This is a genomic window from Priestia veravalensis (assembly GCF_001457055.1).
GTDB lineage: Bacteria > Bacillota > Bacilli > Bacillales > Bacillaceae_H > Priestia > Priestia flexa.
The window spans coordinates 34,307-53,593 of record NZ_KQ758635.1 but is presented as its reverse complement, the minus strand read 5'-3'; the positions used below and the strand labels follow the sequence as shown (position 1 = coordinate 53,593).

The window sequence follows — 19,287 nt, the reverse complement described above, 5'->3', positions numbered from 1 at the left end:
ATCCGATGAAAGAATCGAATTTCCTGCTATTACTTCTTACGCAATTGACAATTATTGAAATACAGTACTATTGTATCATGAAATATCAGCGATTTGGCTACCTTTTTCATCAACTGGCACAACTGCATCATGTAAATGTTTGTTAAGCTCTTGGCTATACTCAGACGTTTGCTGAGGCGTCCAGCTTAGCTCTTGTGCCATGTATTTAATAACGGCTTCTTTCCACTCACGAACCCAAGCAATATCAAAGAATAACGCGCCTGTACGACGGATAAATAAATCGATTGGCTTTGTCACCATCTCTTCTTCTATTCCATACTGTACTTGTAAAAATACGCTTGTCGGTAAGTTACTTGCCTTCATTTTATCCTTGTAGTCTGTCATGTAGCGATATAATACATCAATGTTAGAACCATAACGCTTAACAAGCTTTGTAGCTGCTTCAGGTGACAACCCCAGCTCTACGCCAACTTTCACTTTTTCCTCGACAAATTTCGGGAAGTTTTTAGAACCACCCACATATCCTCCAGAAATTGGTAAATTTTTTGTTTGACTTGGCTTAAACGTAGCTCCTTCTGCTTTTAACTGCTCTGCAACTGTGTTTACCACAAGCTCTGCCATTTTGCGATACCCAGTTAACTTACCTCCAGCAATCGTAATTAGACCTGAATGTGATGTCCATACTTCATCTTTACGTGAAATCTCAGATGGATCTTTTCCTTCTTCATGAATTAATGGTCGCACACCAGCCCAGCTTGATTCAACGTCATCAACAGTAATGTTTACTGTTGGGAACATGTAATTGATTGCTTCAATTACGTATTCACGATCTTTCACAGTCATTTGTGGATGTCTTGCATCTTCTTTATAAACTGTATCCGTTGTTCCAACGTACGTTTTACCATCACGCGGGATAGCAAACACCATCCGCCCATCTGGTGTATCAAAGTAAATAGCTTGTTGCAGTGGAAAACGCTTTTGATCAATTACTAAGTGAATGCCTTTTGTTAACTGTAACTGCTTTCCTTTTTTTGAATTGTCTTTTTCACGTAGAGAATCAACCCAAGGACCAGCTGCGTTAACAATTTTTTTCGCATGAATTTTGTACGATTTTTTCGTGATTTGATCAACAACAACTGCGCCAATAACCGTTCCGTTGTCGTAAATAAATTCCTCTACTTTTGTGTAGTTCACTAAATCTGCACCGCGACTTGCTGCTTCTTTCGCTACTTCAATTGTTAGTCGTGCATCATCTGTCTTGTATTCAACATAATAGCCGCCACCTTTTAAGTCCTGTGACTTTACAAGAGGCTCACGCTTTAATGTTTCTTCAGCACTGAACATTTTACGGCGCTCAGAGCGTTTAACACCTGCTAGATAATCATATACGCGTAGTCCTACAGATGTTGAGTACTTTCCGAACGTACCTCCTGTATGAAACGGTAGTAGCATCCACTCTGGTGTTGTTACGTGCGGACCATTCTCATACACAATTGCACGCTCTTTCCCAACTTCCGCAACCATTTTAACTTCAAACTGTTTTAAATAACGCAGACCACCGTGCACGAGCTTTGTCGAACGACTTGATGTTCCAGATGCAAAGTCTTGCATCTCAACTAATGCTGTTTTCATTCCGCGATTTGCTGCATCTAAAGCAATTCCTGATCCTGTAATACCTCCACCAATAACAAGTAAATCATATTTTTGAGTTGTCATTTCTTCTAATTTATTTACACGCGTTTTGCTTGAAAACATTTGTCATTCCCCTTTTCTTTTTTCATTTTTTTACAGTTATCTAAAAAAAGAGACCACAAATCGCATATGTATAACATATGGATTCGTGGTCTCTCCGATTCTCCAACCAAATTATTAACTTGTTTTTAGTATAGCATAACCATGATTCATTTTAAAGGTTTTTCCTCTATCTCAGTAGGAATTTTTCAATTTTAAAACGCAAAATAACAATATTTACATTTACTTTTATTTAAACGCCATCGCTGCGTTAACTGCTTTTTTCCAACCTGCATATAAGTCCTCACGACGGCTTTCTTCCATATCAGGTTCAAACGACTTTTCCATATTCCACTGCTGCGCAATCTCTTCGCGATCTTTCCAGTAGCCTACAGCCAGACCTGCAAGATAAGCTGCTCCTAACGCCGTTGTTTCATTAATTTCAGGACGCTCAACCGGCACGTTTAACAAGTCGCTTTGGAACTGCATTAAGAAGTTGTTTTTAACTGCTCCACCGTCTACACGAAGGGTTTTTAATGTAATGCCTGAATCAGCTTCCATTGCGCTTAGCACGTCTTTTGTTTGATATGCTAATGCTTCTAGCGTAGCTCGAATAAAATGCTCTTTTTTTGTACCTCGCGTTAAGCCAAACATGGCACCGCGAACATCACTATCCCAATACGGTGTGCCCAGACCTACAAAAGCAGGAACCATGTATACACCATCTGTTGAATCTACGCGATTAGCATATTTTTCTGTTTCTTTTGCATCCTTAAACATGCGCAGCCCATCGCGAAGCCACTGAATGGCAGAACCAGCTACAAAGATACTTCCTTCTAGTGCATACTCAACTTTTCCATCTACGCCCCAAGCTAGCGTTGTTAAAAGCCCATGATCAGACTTAACGGCTTTTTCACCCGTGTTCATTAACATGAAGCACCCAGTTCCATACGTGTTCTTCGCCATTCCTTTTTCATAGCATGCTTGTCCAAATAAAGCTGCTTGCTGGTCCCCTGCTGCTCCTGCAATTGGAATGTGGTGACCAAAGAAATGGTAATCAACCGTATGCCCATACACTTCTGATGATGGCTTGACCTCAGGTAACATTGATTTTGGCACTGATAAGATATCCAATAGCTCATCATCCCATTGTAAATCGTAAATATTAAACATTAGTGTACGAGACGCATTCGAGTAATCGGTTACATGAGCTTTTCCTCCAGATAACTTCCAAATCAGCCATGTATCAATTGTACCGAACAAAAGCTCACCGTTTTCAGCTTTCTCGCGTGCACCTTCAACATTATCTAAAATCCATTTTACTTTTGTACCTGAGAAGTACGCATCAATTAACAAACCTGTTTTTGAACGAAACGTATCGTTGTATCCTTTTTCTTTCAGCTCTTCACAAATGCCTGCTGTTTGACGAGATTGCCATACAATTGCATTATAAACCGGCTTACCTGTTGCTTTTTCCCACACAACTGCTGTTTCACGCTGATTTGTAATTCCAATTGCTTCAATTTGTTTAGGCGTTACCCCTGATTCTGATAAACAAGAAGCGATAACTGATAAAATAGAGCCCCAAATCTCGTTAGCATTATGCTCTACCCAACCTGGATTAGGAAAGTATTGAGTAAACTCTTTTTGAGCAACGTGAACAATTTCTCCTTTTTTATTAAATAACATTGCACGAGAGCTTGTTGTTCCCTGGTCCAATGATAAAATGTATTTTTCCATATTTTATTTCCCCTTTTCGTATCATTTCTTTTATTTTACTCTGGCTCTGATTAAAACGCATTCATTTATTTAATAGCGCTTTTCTTTACCATTCCTGGTGCATTTTTTTCTTTTGATAAACCATATATTCCTGCAAATACTATTACTACAATTGTTAATACAATCCATAATGCACTGCCTGTTTGGTTTTTAAATGCTGCAAGGTAAAATACTGCTCCTAACGATCCACCTATTACAGGTCCTAACACAGGTACCCAAGCGTAACCCCAGTTTGATGATCCTTTTCCTGCAATCGGTAAAATTGCATGTGCAATACGGGGACCTAAGTCACGTGCAGGGTTAATAGCATAACCAGTTGTACCACCGAGTGATAAACCAATACTTATAATAAGAAAACCTACAATTAATGGGTTTAATCCTTCTGTAAACTCGTTTGCTCCAATTGTTAATAAGCCAACCACTAGAATAAATGTGCCAATTGTTTCACTTAATAAGTTTGAAAATGGATTTGGGATAGCTGGCCCTGTTGCAAAAATACCTAATTTTGTTCCTTGGTCAGCTGTTTCTCTCCAATGCGGTAGATAGTGTAAATATGTTAATGTTGCTCCTAAAATTGCACCAATCATTTGTGCTAGTATATAAAGTGGTACTTCCTTCCACGAAAAATCTCCGACAATGGCTAATCCAATTGTTACAGCTGGATTTAAGTGAGCACCACTAATGTTACCAACTGCGTATACAGCCATTGCAACAGCTAGTCCCCAACCAAACGTAATAACAATCCAACCTGAATTTGCTGCATATGATTTTTTTAAATTAACGCCGGCACAAACCCCAGCACCTAATATAATTAAAATCATCGTGCCAATTACTTCACCTAAAAATGGACTCATATAAAAACCCTCCTTCGGTCTAATAAGAAACCGTTTACAACGATAAGAGAATAAAAAAATCCACCATACTTCCCTCTAAATTCATGTATATAAATTTAAAGAGCTATATCGTGGATCTCCTATTCTCCGTCACATGTATTAACTTGTTTACAAGTTTACTAGCCATTGAAAGCGTTGTCAATACATTTCCGACAAAAAATTCAAACTTCATAACTCTTTATTTAAATGTATTCCACAATTGTTTATTCGAAGTAGTGACTGCAGCTGCACCTGCAGCGATTGCATTCTTTACTTCTTCTTCCGTTCGAATAAGACCACCTGCGAGAACTGGTATCCCGGTTTCTTCCGCTACCTCTTTAAGAAGTGATGGAATAATCCCTGGTAGCAGCTCAATAAAATCTGGCTCGACCTTTTTAATGAGCTCATAGCTTTTCTTAAGGGCTGTACTATCTAGCAAAAAGACGCGCTGAATGGCATAAATACCTCGCTGTTTCGCTTTTAAGATCACGTTGGTACGAGTGGAGATAATGCCAGCTGGCTTCAATTCTTGACATAGAAAGTCAACTGCATATTCATCTTGCTTTAGGCCATGTATTAAATCGAGATGAATAATCATTTTTTTTTGATGACGATGAACTTCTTTCATAATGCCTCGCAGTAATCCCACTTGGTTATCTAACAAAACGCCATACTCATATTCACTTGCTAAAAAACGTTCCAACTGCTTCATATCACGTACAGCAGGCAAAACGGATTGTCCATGAAAACTCATGTTTTCCCCTCACTCTGTTTATTTATTTCTTTATATTATGACAAAAGATGAGCAAAAAAAACACCATGCATTTGCATGGTGTAAAATAATTTACTTTTTATATTTAATATTATAGACGTCATGTCTACGATCTTTTAACTGACGAACTGTTCCTGACTGGCGCTGTCTGCGTAAAATCTCAAGATCAACGTCCCCAATCACAACCATCTCAATATTTGGATTACATTCCCCTACAATACCATCTCTTGCAAACTCAAAATCGGAAGGGGCAAAGATAGCTGATTGCGCGTATTGAATATCCATATTTTCCGTTTCTGGTAAATTCCCTACTGTTCCTGCAATTACGGTGTAGATTTGGTTTTCCACAGCGCGTGCCTGAGAACAATAGCGAACACGTAAGTAACCTTGACGGTCTTCCGTACAGAAAGGTGTAAAGATAATGTTAGCTCCTTTATCCGTTGCGATACGTGCCAGTTCAGGGAACTCAATATCGTAGCAAATTTGGATCGCGATTTTCCCGCAATCTGTATCAAATACTTCGACATCATTTCCTGGACTAATGCCCCACCATTTGCGTTCATTTGGCGTAATATGAACTTTATACTGTTTCTCAATTGTTCCATCTCTGCGGAATAAATACGCAATATTAAAGATATCACCGTCATCTTCTTCAACAAAGTGTGAACCGCCAATAATGTTTACGTTGTATTTTACAGCTAACCCTGTAAAAAGCTCAATATATTCTTCCGTGTACTCTGTAAGGCGCTGAATTGCTTTACTTGGAATTTGCTCATCTAAAAATGACATAAGCTGCGTTGTGAATATTTCTGGGAATACGCAAAAATCTGCTTTTGCATCATACGCAACGTCTGTATAGTACTCCACTTGAGTAGCAAATTCTTCAAACGAATTGATTTGCTTCATCATATACTGCACAACACAAATACGCACTGGGAATGATGTTTTAAAATGACGCTTTGAACGTCGTACATAGTCTACGTTATTCCATTCCATGAGCGTTGCGTATTTATTAGAAGCTAAATCATCTGGCAGGTAGCCAGGATTGATGCGCATCAAAGTAAAACCGTTCATTAATTGAAACGATAAAACAGGGTCATAGATTTTATGATGAATTACCTGTTCTACATATTCACGAGGGGACATTTCTCCTGAATGCTTATGGTAGTTAGGAATGCGCCCCCCAATAATAATACTCTTTAAGTTCAGTTCACGTGCTAAATCTTGGCGCGCTTCATATAGTCGTCGTCCAATTTTCATGCCTCGATAATTTGGATGAACCATCACTTCAATCCCATATAGGTTATAGCCTTCTGGATTATGATTTGTAATATACCCTTCGTCTGTAATATCATCCCATGTATGCTGGTCATCATACTCATCAAAGTTGACGATCAAGCTTGAACATGAACCAATAATTTCACCGTCAAACTCTGCGCAAATTTGACCTTCTGGAAAAATTTCTAGGTGGCTTTCTAACTGTTCACGCTTCCACGGCTCCATCCCTGGGAATGATAGTTTTTGAAGTGCTAAAATTGCATCTATATCAGAGTGTTTAATGTTTCGGATAATCATTTTTTTCTCAAACTTTGACAAATCTATTGTTGACATATTTAACAACCCTCTTTCGCACATAACTGAGAATTTAGTTTCCCTTTTTTTCATTATATTAAACAAAATTAAAAATTCTAACTATTCAACATCCTAAAAAGGAACATCCAGCGGATGCTCCTATTTTAATGATAATATTCAGTTTGCGATGAGGTCTGTGAATAGGATACAAGTAAATTTTCTCGTTCAAATAGTTCAATAGATAAAGGAAAGATAAACCCAAATTTACTGAGTATTCTAACATTTTTACTGAATCGATCACGATCACTCTTTTCAATTGGACGATGTTGAATCGATTCAACTAAAGCAATAACCGTTTGTAAACTACTAATGACTTGCAATGCTTCATCAAGTAATCCATTATATAATGGGTTAGACTCATCATGATGACCAAGTAAATAATGATTATGAATATGCTGTAGCCGTTCATCTGATACATATTGAGGTAATAAATCGTATAGAAGTTGTTCCGTTAATTCTTCTATGTAATGTTCCATCTCAGCTGGAGCTGCACATGCAATTTTCAACGTTGCCCCTCCTTTTATAAAACAAGTTTATATACGTAGGATAACATAAATAAAAACAAAGAAGGTAAGGTAGTTATTTCCTCCTAAAAAAAGGAACTTCCGCACTTGTTGAAATCTACCATAATTCATGAAAGAAAAGGATGAGATAAGCGTGAATGTACAGAGTGAATGGGTAACAATTCCCATTACTAAGCAAGACAATCAGTTAACAATTGAAGAATATTTAAAAGAAAAGTGGCATCTTCCTAAAAAAACGCTGCATTTATTTCGAATGAATAAAAGCATCAAAATAAACGGGGAAACGCTATCGTGGAATTACGTGCTACAAGAAGGAGATAAAGCCGACCTTCATCTTTACAGTCCAGAAGAGCATACGATTAAGCCGTATCCTCTGCAGCTTGAGATTTTGTATGAAGACCCTCATGTGTTAATTATAAATAAACCGCAGGGCCTGGATACGCACCCTTCATCTCCTGAGGATACTAAGACGCTGTTAAATGCCGCTGCTTATTATTTTTCTAAGCAAGGTTTATATACAAAACCCCGACACGTTCATAGGCTTGACCGCGATACGTCAGGAGCTATTCTATTTACAAAACACCGTATTGCTAGTTCTGTATTCGACCAACTGCTTGCGCAGAGAAAAATTAAGCGATCATACGTTGCTCTTGCACATGGACTATTTGCTAGAAAACAAGGAACAATTTCAGAACCAATTGGGAAAGACCGTCATCACTCTACAAGGCGAAGAGTCTCAAAATCCGGGCAAGCTGCAGTTACTCATTTTCAAGTGTTGACACAAAATAAGTCAAAAAACGAAACGCTCGTCTCACTTATGCTTGAAAGTGGACGCACGCATCAAATTCGCGTGCATTTAAGTTTTATTGGCCATCCTTTAATCGGTGACACCTTGTATGGTGGACGCAAACAAAGTGGTCAACAGCAAGCTTTACATGCCTTTAAACTAGCCTTTTGGCACCCGTTTACAGATGAACATATTTGCATAACAGCAAAAACGAATCAAGCTCCGTTAATTCCTTACAACCAGTATTTTTAAAGATAAAACAGCTTTGTTCAACACTAAGCGTGTAGAACAAAGCTGTTTTATCTTTGCCCTGAACAAAATTTCCTCTTAACATTTCGTTACTCTTTCTGTATAATACATTCTTAGAAAACATTTGTACTTCACAGGAGGACATCATGAAAAAAATTGGGCTTTTACCACGGATTATTCTGGCCATTTTTGCCGGTGTTGTAATCGGAAGCTTTATGCCGGGATGGTTTGTTCGTATATTCGCTACGTTTAATGAAATATTTGGAAACTTTTTAGAATTTGCAATTCCTCTCATTATTCTTGCATTCATTGCTCCAGGAATCGGAGAGATTGGAAAGGGAGCAGGAAAGTATCTCGGATTAACAACTGCTCTAGCCTATGGATCCACAGCAATAGCTGGATTATTGGCTTATCTTGTTGCCCATAATTTATATCCGGTTATGTTGAATAACTCCATTCAATCCTCTGCGTTTGAAAACCCTGAGAAAGCATTATTAAAACCTTTCTTAGAGCTTGAAATTCCGGCTCCAATGGAAGTGATGACAGCACTTGTTTTAGCTTTTACTCTGGGGCTAGGCATGGCCGCTATTAAAAATGATTCATTAAAAAAAGTAATGATTGATTTCCGTTCGGTTGTGGAACTACTCATCGGTAAAGTCATTATTCCTTTATTGCCCATTCACATTCTGGGGATTTTCGCTAACATGACACAAGGTGGTCAAGTGCAAACAATTGTGAGCGTTTTTGCAAAGGTATTTTTGATGATTTTAATTCTGCATTTTGCTATTTTACTTATTCAATACAGTGTATCTGGCACGTTGATTAAGAAAAACCCGCTTGCTTTATTAAAAAATATGATGCCAGCTTATTTTACAGCACTTGGTACGCAGTCATCCGCTTCAACAATTCCCGTTACAATGGAACGTGCGAAAAAGAACGGAGTAAGCGATAAAGTAGCTGATTTTTCAATTCCATTACTAGCAACGATTCACTTGTCAGGAAGCACTATTACCATTGTTTCATGTGCAATGGCGGTACTGTACATCAATGGTACAGAAGTGGCGTTTGGGACAGTCTTACCTTTCATTTTAATGTTAGGTGTTACAATGATTGCTGCACCGGGTGTACCAGGTGGTGGCGTTATGGCTTCTTTAGGTTTACTGCAAACAATGCTAGGTTTTGATGCGACGATGGCTTCTCTCATGATTGCACTATACATGGCTCAAGACAGCTTCGGAACAGCGTGTAACGTAACTGGAGACGGAGCGATTTCACAATTAGTTAATCGCTTTACTTCTAAGAAACCCAAAGCTGAATCCATTCAAAAAGCTAGCTGAATTTGACACTAAAAAGCACAGCCTGTGAGGCTGTGCTTTTTAGCTGTTTATTCTGCTTTTGCGCTCTCTTCAATTTTAAATTGATGAATCATTTTCATTAGCCCTTCACTTAGCTCTTGAAGATGTTCAGCTGATTCAGACACGGTGGAAATAGCTCGAATTTGCTCTTCAGTCGATGCAGTAATTTCTTCTGTTCCTGCAGCTGACTGTTGCGCTATGGCAGCAATACTTTGAATCGATGCTACCACACCATCTTTATGGGTATCAATTTCTTGCATATTATTCATTACATCTTGAATGGATGTAACGACCTGTTCAATATTTTGAGCGATATCATGGAACGATTGCTCTGTATCCGTTACAGCTCCTTCTTGCGCTACTGAAAGCTCTTTTGTGTGATCAAATTCTTGACGAGCCACGGCAACTTCTTTTTGAATACTAGCAATTGTTTGACGAACCTTCTCTGTTGCAGTAGATGACTGTTCAGCCAATTTACGTACTTCTTCCGCCACTACAGCAAACCCTTTTCCATGTTCCCCTGCTCTAGCAGCTTCAATGCTCGCATTTAACGCAAGTAAATTTGTTTGATCTGAAATATCATTAATCGTATGAATAACATATTCAATTTCTTGCATTTTATCCGTCAGTTCATTGATAACAACTTGAACTGATTCAATCGTTTTAGCAGATTGATTCGTTTGTTCACGCAGCGACTGTACTTGATGTAAGCCATGCGTATTTGCTTGAATGGCTTCATTAGTTAGCGTATTAATCTTCGTATTTTTGTCAATTACCTGCTCAATTTGAGCTGATAAACTCATCGTTTTATGGTTGGTTGAATCAGCATCAGAAGCCTGCTGCGTCGCTCCGCTTGCAATTTCATGAATCGCTCTTCCTATCTCTTCACTAGATGCCGTCGCTTCTTCTGATACTGCACTTAAATTTTCCACAGAAACCTTGACTGTTTCCACAGATTCTTGAACGGCTGCAATCAATTGGCGATTGCGCCCTACCATCACGTTGAACAAATTGGTCAGTTGACCAATTTCATCTTTAGATTTGGTTTCAATATGAACCGTTAAATCTCCCTCTGCTACTTTCGCAACTTCTTCTTTTAATCGAACGATTGGCTTTGTCATGCTTTTTGAAATAAAGAAGATTAGTAGGATTGATAATAAGACCCCAACAGCCGCGATAATCATAATGATGTTCAGAAGTTGCTTGTCACTGCTGAGCATCTCATCATAAATAAAGGCGTTTCCTATTTTCCATCCCGTGTCTTCGATTGTATCAAAAGCTAAAACACGCTCTTCTCCTTTAAACTCATAGCGAATGAAGTCTTTATCCTTTGCATAAACAGCATCCATAAACTCTTCTTGTCTCAAGTTGTTTCCTGTTTCTGTAGGATGAGCCAATGCGACACCTTGTCGGTCAAATAAAAAGCCGTATCCACCATAATTCACTTCAGCTTCTGTAATCATGCTGTTTAATGCGTTCAGCTCTAAGTCCATTGCTATAACACCCAAGCGTTGATTTGTTTTGGGATCATCAATGGTTTTAGCAATAGTCACGACAGTTTTGCCAGTAGATGCATCTTCATAAGGCTCTGTATAAATAACTTCTCCAGGACTTTCAACGGCTTGTTTATACCAAGGTCTAGCAGTTGGATCATAGTCTGCATCATATTCTAGCGTCGGAACCGTGTACATTCCTTTATTTTCTGTTCCAATATACTGAAGCGCCATATTTGGATATTTTTCACTGACTTGCTGAAATTCCTTTTGAACCGTTTGCCAGCTAAAGTAGCTGTCTTTTTGTGGCTCTTTTTCTTCTTTTAGAAAATTAACCAGTACGTCGTTTTCACTATACTCAGCTACTTTACGACTATACATTTTCAAATAATTACCGATATTTGTTTTGAGCTCTCCCACGAGCGTTTGTGATTGTACCTGCACATCGTGTTCAATTTGCTTTTTCGTAAATTGATAAACAATTCCTGAAACCAGCAATAATAAGATGATGATAATCGATGTGAAGAATAAAATCATTTTGGTGCTTAATTTTTTCATGCTCTCACCCTTCTACATTACATTCATTAATTCACTGTCCTCTTTTATAACGGATACTTGTCTGAAAATGTGAAGAGTTTTAAAATACTTTTTTCTAACAATCAATTTTTCTCAAAAGAAAAAAGAGTGCTTTCCCTAAAGAAAAACACTCTTTTCACGTTAACTTTCTTGATACATCCGGCTCAATATGTACCAGCGTATCTTTAATTTGATACTCGTCGCTCATCATATGTTCTATCTTATCAGCAATTTGATGACTATTAATGACATCTAGATAAGGATCGACCTTCACCGTTACATCTAAAACAACGTGATTCCCTAGCATTCTTGCTTTAACATCGTGAACTTCATTAACTCCGTGAACTTCAGAAATAACTTCTTTATAATGCAACAACTGCTCTTGATCAAACCCGTCTGTAAGGGAATGTGTCACTTCTTTAAAGATTTCTACAGCCGTCTTACAAATGATGAGTCCAACAATGATAGCTGCTACCAAGTCAATCCACGGTAATCCAAACTGAGAGCCGACAATTCCAATAACAGCGCCAATGCTGACTAATGCATCTGATAAATTATCTTTTGCTACGGCTCGAAGCGACTGACTGTTTAGCTTATTAGCAAGCATAATGTTATAACGATAGACAAAGAACATAATAACTGCGGCTGCCAGCCCTACCCATGCAGCTAACAGATTAGGAGCTTCCACTTCTTTTAGAAAGATAGATTGTCCTGCATCAGCAAGAACTTGTAAACCAATAACCATCATAATAAATGACGCGATTAAAGAAGCGATATGCTCTGCACGCGAATGTCCATATGGATGATCATGATCTCGAGGCTTTTGAGAGATTTTCAATCCAACTAATACAGCGATTGAAGCAACAATATCCGTTACGTTATTTAAACCATCCGCTTTTAAAGCGAATGAACTAGTAATGAATGCAATGACTAACTTACAAATTGATAATGTAATATATGAGACAATGCTAACCCATGCACCTTTTTGAGCTTGTTCATAATAATTTTCCACACTGTTCGCAACCTTTCTCAACAAAATGAGCAAAACTAGTGTACCAAACGAGTTTCGTGTGGGTCTATAGAAACATTGTTGACTCTTAACACGTAAATAGATCCTATTAAACTATTTAGTTTTGTGGAAAAGAAGTTGCATTTGTGCAACTTGAAAAGAGGCTAGGCCATAACTAAATGATTCTTTCTCAAATACGAATCATGACGTCTCTATAATAGTTAGATTGTAAGAACAAATTCGTTCCATCATGCTACAGACAATCCTTCTATTCTAATAGTTTTTTAACTTATTTTCGAAACCAACAAAAATATCCGAACTACCAAAAGGATTTACCTCTCAACAGTTTGGATATCTCATCAACTGAAATAATTATGTCCCAGCCTTTCTCATTTACTTATATCCTGCTACTCATTTCCAAATCATCCGTCATAATAACCTCTACACCTTCATTGATAAGCTGAAGAAACAAATGCTTGTCGTTAACCGTATATACGCGAAGCTCTAGTCCAGACGCTTGTGCTCTTTTTCCTTCTGCTGAAAATGCATACTGAGGCTCACAGTGAAGGCCACTTGCCTGAATAGTCAAAGCTTTTTCAACCGCTTTGTTATCGATTCCTTCAAATAGAAATCCTAGTGAAATATGTGGATGTATAGACCTAACTTTCACCAAGCTTTTGTAGTTAAAAGATGAGATAATGACTTGGTTCACAAGCTCATACTCTTCTATAAGCTCTAGCACCTTTTCTTCCAGAGCTTCATACGCTATCACATCATTTTTTAACTCAATATTAAGGGTTAACTGACTCTTTGTACTAACTATCCATTCAAACACATCTCGAAGCGTAGGAATAGCCTCCTGGTGAAACGCCTTATGAAACCAAGTTCCGGCATCAAATAAAATAATTTGCTTTAAGAAAAAGTCTTGAACATAGCCGATACCATTAGTAGTTCGATTTATTTCTTCATCATGAATAACAACGACTTCTCCATCTTTTGTGAGCTGTACGTCTAATTCAATACCACTTACGTTTCTCTGCCTAGCTTCTTCAAATGCTCGCATCGTATTCTCTGGAAATTGGCTGCTAAACCCTCTATGAGCATACACCTTTGTTTTTTTGATCATACCGATTCCCCTTATTATGTAGAATAAAAGCCCGCTTGATTTTTCATAAACGGGCCTTATACCATTTCTTATTTTTGATTCGCTGCTTCAAGAGAACGATTGGTCTCTTCTGCTGCTCGATCTAAAGCTTCTTGTGGTTTAACACCCTGATATAAACTTTCCATCCCCGATACAATTTTCTGACGAGATTCTGGGAAAACAGAAATCAGCGCACCTTGTGTTGCTGGAGACGGCTTTGTCTGGCTCAATTGGTCAACCGTTACTTTTAATTGAGGATATTTCTCCCATTCCTTTTTTACAATATCTTGCTCGTATGCTTTTGGATTAATAGCAAAATACCCTGTTTCTACATGCCATTTTGCCTGAGCTTCAGGTGTTGCAAGATATTTCATAAAATCCCATGTTGCCTTTTGCGTTTCTTCACTGATTCCATTCGACATCCATAAAGAAGCTCCCCCAATAATAACACCTTGGCGATCTTCTTCTTTTGGAACTGGTAAATAGGCTACCCCCACTTCGAACGGCGCATTATCAATCAACGTTTTGACACCTGCTGATGAATCTAAGAACATCGCAACTTTCTTCGATTGGAACGCGGCTCGAATGTCATCCCAATTCTGACCTACATTATAAAAAGTACCGTCGTTATACATATCTGAAATCAGATTAAAAGCGTTTAACCCTTCTTTTCCATTAAATACTGCTTTCTCAGCGTTACCGTTGCGTCCGTTTTCATTATCAACATACAAACCGCCTTGTGCAGCTACTAGCTCTTCAAAAAACCAACCATAATTTAAAATAGAGAACCCGTACTGCGTTGTTTGATTTCCTTTTTTCTTTGTTAATTTTTCTGCTGCTTTTTGTAGCTCATCATAAGTCGTTGGTGCTTTTTCAGGATCTAACCCAGCTTCTTTAAATGCATCTTTGTTATAAACAAGAACAGGCGTTGACGAATTAAAAGGCATTGAATACTGTTCACTATCTACTTGATAGTAGCTTGAAATATTTTGTTCCCACTGAGAGGTATCATAGTTTTCTTCATCAATAAACTTCTGAACAGGCTGAATTTTCCCGCTATCAATCATATATTTTGTTCCTACTTCAAATGTTTGCATAACAGCAGGCGCATCTTTTGTGCCTGCTACCGTGTTGAATTTTGTTAATGACTCTTCATACGTTCCTTGAAACATTGGTTTTACTTCTACTTCATCCTGTGATTTATTGTAATCGTCTACCATCGTATTTAAAACTTTTTCTAAGTCACCACTCATCGCATGCCAAAAGACAACTTCTGTTTTACCATCCTCTGTTTTCTTTGTTTCTTGTACTTCAGAACCACTACTCGAGTTTGAACACGCTGCAACAAGCATTAACATACAAGCACTAAGTATTGCTAACCATTTTTTCATCACTGTCACTCCCTTATTTAATTGCACCTTGTGTAAGACCTTTTTGAAGTCGTTTTTGACCTAAGAATAGAAGTAATAATGTCGGTAAAATCACCACAACAACCGCTGCCATCACCACCCCCCAATCAGTTGAAATCTCTTGTGTTTGCATTTGCTTTAAACCAATTTGTACTGTTCGTGCCTCTTCAGTGTTGGTAACAAGAAGTGGCCACAAGTACATGTTCCAAGTCGTTAAAAAGCTATAGACTCCTAATGTAACTAAGCTCGTCTTTGAAACTGGTAGTACGACCTTCCAAAAAAATCGGAATCGACTAATTCCAGCAACTTGAGAAGCTTCATACAGTTCATGAGGGATTGTCTTAAACTGTTGTCGTAATAAAAACGTTCCAAACGCTAAAGCAAAAAACGGAATCGTTAAGCTAAGATGGCTATTTAACCAACCAAACTTTTGAACAGTTAAAAAATTTGGAACCATCGTCGCTTCCCACGGTATCATCATCGTGGAGATAAAGAGAAAAAATAATGCTTCTCTCCCTTTAAATGAGATAAACACAAAAGCAAAAGCAGCAAGACTGGAAACAATAATCTGACCAAACATAACTGAAATGGATACGATAAAACTGTTAACTAAATAGTTTAAAAGCGGAACTCGCTCAAAGGCCGCTCTGTAATTATCGAACGTAAAGGAAGTTGGTAAAATCTTTCCTTCTAGTACTTGTGCCCCGGTCATAAAGCTGATGGAAAAAGCGTATAGAATGGGAAATACGATAATGAAAGTCGATATAATTAGCAACGTATACGTGATAAACTTTCTGATTTTGCTCATTGATAGTGAACCTTCCTTTCGCCTAGTTTAAATTGAAGGACGGTTAAAAGCAGAATGCAAAAGAATAAGATAACGGCCTGTGCACTTGCAGATCCAACATTATAATTGATAAAGGCATCTTTATAGATAGAGTACACGATTACGTTTGTTGAATCTGTCGGACCTCCTTTGGTTAAAATGTCGATTTGCCCAAAGGTTTGAAACGCGTTAATAAACGAAACGGTAATGATAAAAAAGAGTGTTGGAGATAGCATTGGAATTGTGATTTTCCTTAGTTGATACCAATAACTTACCCCTGCAATTTGTGCGTTTTCATATAGCTTTTCATCGATATTTTGCAACCCACCAAGCAAAATTAAAAATGTAAAACCAACGTTCATCCAAATGGTTGAAATCGAAACTGCAATAAGCGAAAACTTTGGATCAAGCAGCCATTGAACTCCTTGAACCCCTACCGTATTGAGGACTTTATTTATAATGCCAATGGCCGGATTGTACATAAACATCCAAATAACAGATGATGCCGCTACGCTCATACCCATTGTCGATGAAAACATCGTGCGAAAAAAGCCAATTCCTTTTAACTTTTCATTGGCGATTAAAGCTAAAAATAAAGCGATAATAATCCCAATGGGGACCGTGTATAAAACAAATAAAAAGGTAGCTTTCATACTTTGTAAGAAATTAGGGTTCGATAGTAAATTCACAAAGTTATCCACCCCTATAAACCTTATGGGAACACCTTGACTATCTGTTATAAATAGGCTTAAATACAGCGTGCGAAGCATAGGATAGAAAAGAAACACGCCAAATAAAAGGATAGACGGCAATAAGTAAATTAAGCCTTCTAACAACGATGAACGTTCTCGAGAAGCAGGCTTTTGTTGTATCACCTCAGCATTTGATAGCTTTGGTATAGCACTCATGCTAACTCCTCCTCAACCGTATGTGACGTAATATGCTTTGTATCTTGATGCACGCATTCACCGGTTTCAGAGTGAAATAAAAAGATATCTTTCGGATCAATATAAATCGGAATCTCATCACCGACAGCAATGTTCCATTGACCATTCCATCTTGCAACCCATTGTTCAGTTGAACCAACTGTAAAAGTAATTAGTGTTTCCGTTCCTAAGATTTCTACGTTTACAACCTTTACTAACAGACTTGGCTCTTCCCCTTTTGCCAGCTTCACTTTTTCTGGTCTTACCCCAACGATTAAATCTTTGTATTCCGTCATCAATTCAATAGACATGGGGTATGAAAGTGACTGGCCCTGTTCAAAGACCAGCTGATGTGAATGCACCTGTACCGTTGCTAGATTCATAGGAGGCCCTCCAATAAATGAAGCAACGAACGTATTGTTAGGTGAATTATAAATATCTAAAGGCTTTCCTACCTGTTGGATATGTCCACCGTTTAAAATCATCATGCGGTCTGCCATTGTCATAGCTTCTGTTTGATCATGTGTTACATAAATCATTGTGATACCTAGCTTGCGCTGAAGCTGCCGAATTTCGGACCTCATTTTGGCACGAAGCTTTGCATCTAGATTTGATAATGGTTCATCCATTAAACATATGGGTGCCTGCGTAACAATTGCTCGTGCTAGCGCAACACGCTGACGCTGTCCACCAGAAAGCTGTTTTGGTTTACGATTCAAAAGTTGGTCAAGCCCCAAAAGCTCAGCAGCTTCTTGACAGCGCTTTCTTTGCTCTATTTTAGATATCTTCTTTGTATGCAATCCAAAGGTGATGTTTTGTTCTACGGTTAAATGCGGATATAACGCATAATTTTGAAATACCATTGATAAGTTGCGCTGACTTGGTAACAAGCCATTTGCTTTTTCTTCTCCAATAAACAAATTTCCTTCTGTAATTTCTTCAAGTCCAGCAATCATGCGGAGCATCGTGCTTTTTCCACATCCAGATGGTCCAACCAAGACGAAAAATTCTCCTGCTTCAATGGTGACGTTGATATCGCTAATGACATTTGTTTTTTGATCATATGATTTTTTAAAATTTTGCAGTTGTACTCTCTTCATATCATCACTCCCTTTTTTACTTTACGGACCTAGACAATTATTCATGACTATTTTGTGTCTTCCATAACCAATTTCTACCTGTCGATACTGCTACTGCTCCACTTTGTAATGCTTGATCGATATGTCGTTGATTTTGAATGAGCCCTCCTGTAATGAGTGGACACGAGGTTTTTACTTTTAACTTTTCAATCATTTCGGGTATTAAAGCTGGCATAATTTCAAGAGCATCTGGCTGGATTTCTTCAACCACTTTCAGCCCGTTTGCTACCGCGTCGGTATCCACTAAAAACAAACGCTGAATAGCAATCAAACCTTCTTTTTTCGCAAGCTGGATTAGAGAACTCTTTGTTGTCACAATTCCGGTAGGCTTTACGAACTTTGCAATAAATTTGAGACCCTCTTTGTCATAACTAATTCCCTTTATCTTCTCCAAATGTAAAAACACAAAGCGGTCATGTTCCTTTAATAGCTCTACATACCTTTTAATGACGCTAATGTTACCTGTAAGAAGAAAAGCCGCTTTCACTTCTGATTCTAAAAAGAGCTCTAGACTTTTCGGCGTTTTAACGGATGCAATCATTCGATCTCTATTTAAATAAAATTCGAATTCATTTATTCTATCCATGCGTACAATCACCTCAGATAAAGTAAATAAAAAAGCCATAAAAAAACGGATAGATCTTTCATTCTATTGTTTTTTTCATGGCTTCTCTTATTCATAACCGGTTATCTATTCACTTGTCTTTCACAGTTATTATGTTAGCTTGTCTATATAAAGCCACTGTGAAGAAAGTGTATAGTTTTGTAAAGATGGAATAGATGTTTTGTAAACAAAAAAAAAGAGAGTTTGGGACATAACAAAATGATTGCTTCTAAGAGACGAACACTAGCTGTTCCAATCTTTTTGGTTTGTCTGAACACGCTCGTTCCATTGCGCTACGGCCACTCGCTTTCCGCGGGGAGGAACCTGAGCTTCCTCGCTGCGCTGCGGGATCTCCGTTTTCCCTCTCTTTCGCCCCGCAGGAGTCGAGTGTCCTACGCTCCATTCCACCCTGTTTCCAACATTGTTTTCACAACCAAAAAACCTGAACGATTAAAAGTGA

17 protein-coding genes are annotated in these 19,287 nt (G+C 38.1%); 2 read left to right on the top strand and 15 right to left on the bottom strand.

Translation table 11 applies throughout. The annotated features are described in order from the left end of the window. Positions 1–75 precede the first annotated feature (75 nt). From AS180_RS06280 to AS180_RS06255, 6 genes are all read right to left on the bottom strand, one after another. Entirely contained in the window at positions 76–1,755 is a 1,680-nt protein-coding gene (locus tag AS180_RS06280) for a glycerol-3-phosphate dehydrogenase/oxidase (RefSeq protein WP_062686557.1), read from the bottom strand. 225 nt (positions 1,756–1,980) lie between these two features. Then, on the bottom strand, positions 1,981–3,471 hold the full coding sequence (gene glpK / locus AS180_RS06275) for a glycerol kinase GlpK (protein ID WP_025907829.1): 1,491 nt from the start codon (positions 3,469–3,471) through the stop codon (positions 1,981–1,983). Between the two features lie 65 nt (positions 3,472–3,536). Then, positions 3,537–4,364, bottom strand: coding sequence for an MIP/aquaporin family protein (locus AS180_RS06270; RefSeq protein ID WP_025907830.1), 828 nt, complete (start codon positions 4,362–4,364; stop codon positions 3,537–3,539). A gap of 217 nt (positions 4,365–4,581) precedes the next feature. Continuing rightward, complete coding sequence (locus tag AS180_RS06265; RefSeq protein ID WP_025907831.1) at positions 4,582–5,136, bottom strand: glycerol-3-phosphate responsive antiterminator; 555 nt, start codon at positions 5,134–5,136, stop codon at positions 4,582–4,584. Between the two features lie 90 nt (positions 5,137–5,226). Next, the gene (locus AS180_RS06260) at positions 5,227–6,765 is read right to left on the bottom strand and encodes a bifunctional GNAT family N-acetyltransferase/carbon-nitrogen hydrolase family protein (RefSeq protein ID WP_025907832.1); all 1,539 of its coding nucleotides are present in this window, start codon (positions 6,763–6,765) and stop codon (positions 5,227–5,229) included. A 125-nt stretch (positions 6,766–6,890) separates the two neighbouring features. Then, entirely contained in the window at positions 6,891–7,292 is a 402-nt protein-coding gene (locus AS180_RS06255; RefSeq protein WP_025908490.1) for a DUF5365 family protein, read from the bottom strand. A gap of 151 nt (positions 7,293–7,443) precedes the next feature. Here AS180_RS06255 and AS180_RS06250 point away from each other — a divergent pair, with 151 nt between their 5' ends. Then, positions 7,444–8,349: an RluA family pseudouridine synthase gene (locus AS180_RS06250; RefSeq protein WP_062686556.1), complete on the top strand. Its 906-nt coding sequence runs from the start codon at positions 7,444–7,446 to the stop codon at positions 8,347–8,349. Positions 8,350–8,492: 143 nt separating this feature from the next. Further along, complete coding sequence (locus tag AS180_RS06245; protein ID WP_062686555.1) at positions 8,493–9,683, top strand: dicarboxylate/amino acid:cation symporter; 1,191 nt, start codon at positions 8,493–8,495, stop codon at positions 9,681–9,683. Positions 9,684–9,730: 47 nt separating this feature from the next. Here the strand turns inward: AS180_RS06245 and AS180_RS06240 are convergent, their stop codons facing one another. From AS180_RS06240 to AS180_RS22335, 9 genes are all read right to left on the bottom strand, one after another. Then, on the bottom strand, positions 9,731–11,752 hold the full coding sequence (locus tag AS180_RS06240; protein WP_062686554.1) for a methyl-accepting chemotaxis protein: 2,022 nt from the start codon (positions 11,750–11,752) through the stop codon (positions 9,731–9,733). Between the two features lie 154 nt (positions 11,753–11,906). Further along, positions 11,907–12,782, bottom strand: coding sequence for a cation diffusion facilitator family transporter (locus tag AS180_RS06235; protein WP_025908484.1), 876 nt, complete (start codon positions 12,780–12,782; stop codon positions 11,907–11,909). A 394-nt stretch (positions 12,783–13,176) separates the two neighbouring features. Then, positions 13,177–13,905 carry a glycerophosphodiester phosphodiesterase gene (locus AS180_RS06230; RefSeq protein ID WP_061784705.1) on the bottom strand — a complete coding sequence of 243 codons (729 nt, stop codon included), beginning with the start codon at positions 13,903–13,905 and terminating at the stop codon, positions 13,177–13,179. A 68-nt stretch (positions 13,906–13,973) separates the two neighbouring features. Then, on the bottom strand, positions 13,974–15,314 hold the full coding sequence (locus AS180_RS06225; RefSeq protein WP_062686553.1) for an ABC transporter substrate-binding protein: 1,341 nt from the start codon (positions 15,312–15,314) through the stop codon (positions 13,974–13,976). A gap of 13 nt (positions 15,315–15,327) precedes the next feature. Continuing rightward, positions 15,328–16,140: a carbohydrate ABC transporter permease gene (locus AS180_RS06220; protein ID WP_062686552.1), complete on the bottom strand. Its 813-nt coding sequence runs from the start codon at positions 16,138–16,140 to the stop codon at positions 15,328–15,330. Then, the gene (locus AS180_RS06215; RefSeq protein WP_025908480.1) at positions 16,137–17,066 is read right to left on the bottom strand and encodes a carbohydrate ABC transporter permease; all 930 of its coding nucleotides are present in this window, start codon (positions 17,064–17,066) and stop codon (positions 16,137–16,139) included. Before AS180_RS06215 ends, AS180_RS06220 begins: the two co-directional genes overlap by 4 nt. Then, a complete protein-coding gene (locus tag AS180_RS06210; protein WP_025908479.1) occupies positions 17,063–18,184 on the bottom strand; it encodes an ABC transporter ATP-binding protein in 1,122 nt (373 codons plus the stop codon). The genes AS180_RS06215 and AS180_RS06210 overlap by 4 nt, the downstream gene beginning before the upstream one ends. A 37-nt stretch (positions 18,185–18,221) precedes the next feature. After that, positions 18,222–18,809, bottom strand: coding sequence for a glycerol-3-phosphate responsive antiterminator (locus tag AS180_RS06205; protein WP_025908478.1), 588 nt, complete (start codon positions 18,807–18,809; stop codon positions 18,222–18,224). A 261-nt stretch (positions 18,810–19,070) separates the two neighbouring features. Then, on the bottom strand, positions 19,071–19,235 hold the full coding sequence (locus tag AS180_RS22335) for a hypothetical protein (RefSeq protein WP_156413454.1): 165 nt from the start codon (positions 19,233–19,235) through the stop codon (positions 19,071–19,073). Positions 19,236–19,287 lie beyond the last annotated feature (52 nt).

Coding starts and splice junctions, on each gene's coding strand:
- AS180_RS06240 (WP_062686554.1), bottom strand. CDS start 11,752: ATGAAAAAATTAAGCACCAAAATGATTTTATTCTTCACATCGATTATC.
- AS180_RS06260 (WP_025907832.1), bottom strand. CDS start 6,765: ATGTCAACAATAGATTTGTCAAAGTTTGAGAAAAAAATGATTATCCGA.
- glpK (WP_025907829.1), bottom strand. CDS start 3,471: ATGGAAAAATACATTTTATCATTGGACCAGGGAACAACAAGCTCTCGT.
- AS180_RS06230 (WP_061784705.1), bottom strand. CDS start 13,905: ATGATCAAAAAAACAAAGGTGTATGCTCATAGAGGGTTTAGCAGCCAA.
- AS180_RS06215 (WP_025908480.1), bottom strand. CDS start 17,066: ATGAGTGCTATACCAAAGCTATCAAATGCTGAGGTGATACAACAAAAG.
- AS180_RS06270 (WP_025907830.1), bottom strand. CDS start 4,364: ATGAGTCCATTTTTAGGTGAAGTAATTGGCACGATGATTTTAATTATA.
- AS180_RS06245 (WP_062686555.1), top strand. CDS start 8,493: ATGAAAAAAATTGGGCTTTTACCACGGATTATTCTGGCCATTTTTGCC.
- AS180_RS06210 (WP_025908479.1), bottom strand. CDS start 18,184: ATGAAGAGAGTACAACTGCAAAATTTTAAAAAATCATATGATCAAAAA.
- AS180_RS06280 (WP_062686557.1), bottom strand. CDS start 1,755: ATGTTTTCAAGCAAAACGCGTGTAAATAAATTAGAAGAAATGACAACT.
- AS180_RS06265 (WP_025907831.1), bottom strand. CDS start 5,136: ATGAGTTTTCATGGACAATCCGTTTTGCCTGCTGTACGTGATATGAAG.
- AS180_RS06225 (WP_062686553.1), bottom strand. CDS start 15,314: ATGAAAAAATGGTTAGCAATACTTAGTGCTTGTATGTTAATGCTTGTT.
- AS180_RS06205 (WP_025908478.1), bottom strand. CDS start 18,809: ATGGATAGAATAAATGAATTCGAATTTTATTTAAATAGAGATCGAATG.
- AS180_RS06220 (WP_062686552.1), bottom strand. CDS start 16,140: ATGAGCAAAATCAGAAAGTTTATCACGTATACGTTGCTAATTATATCG.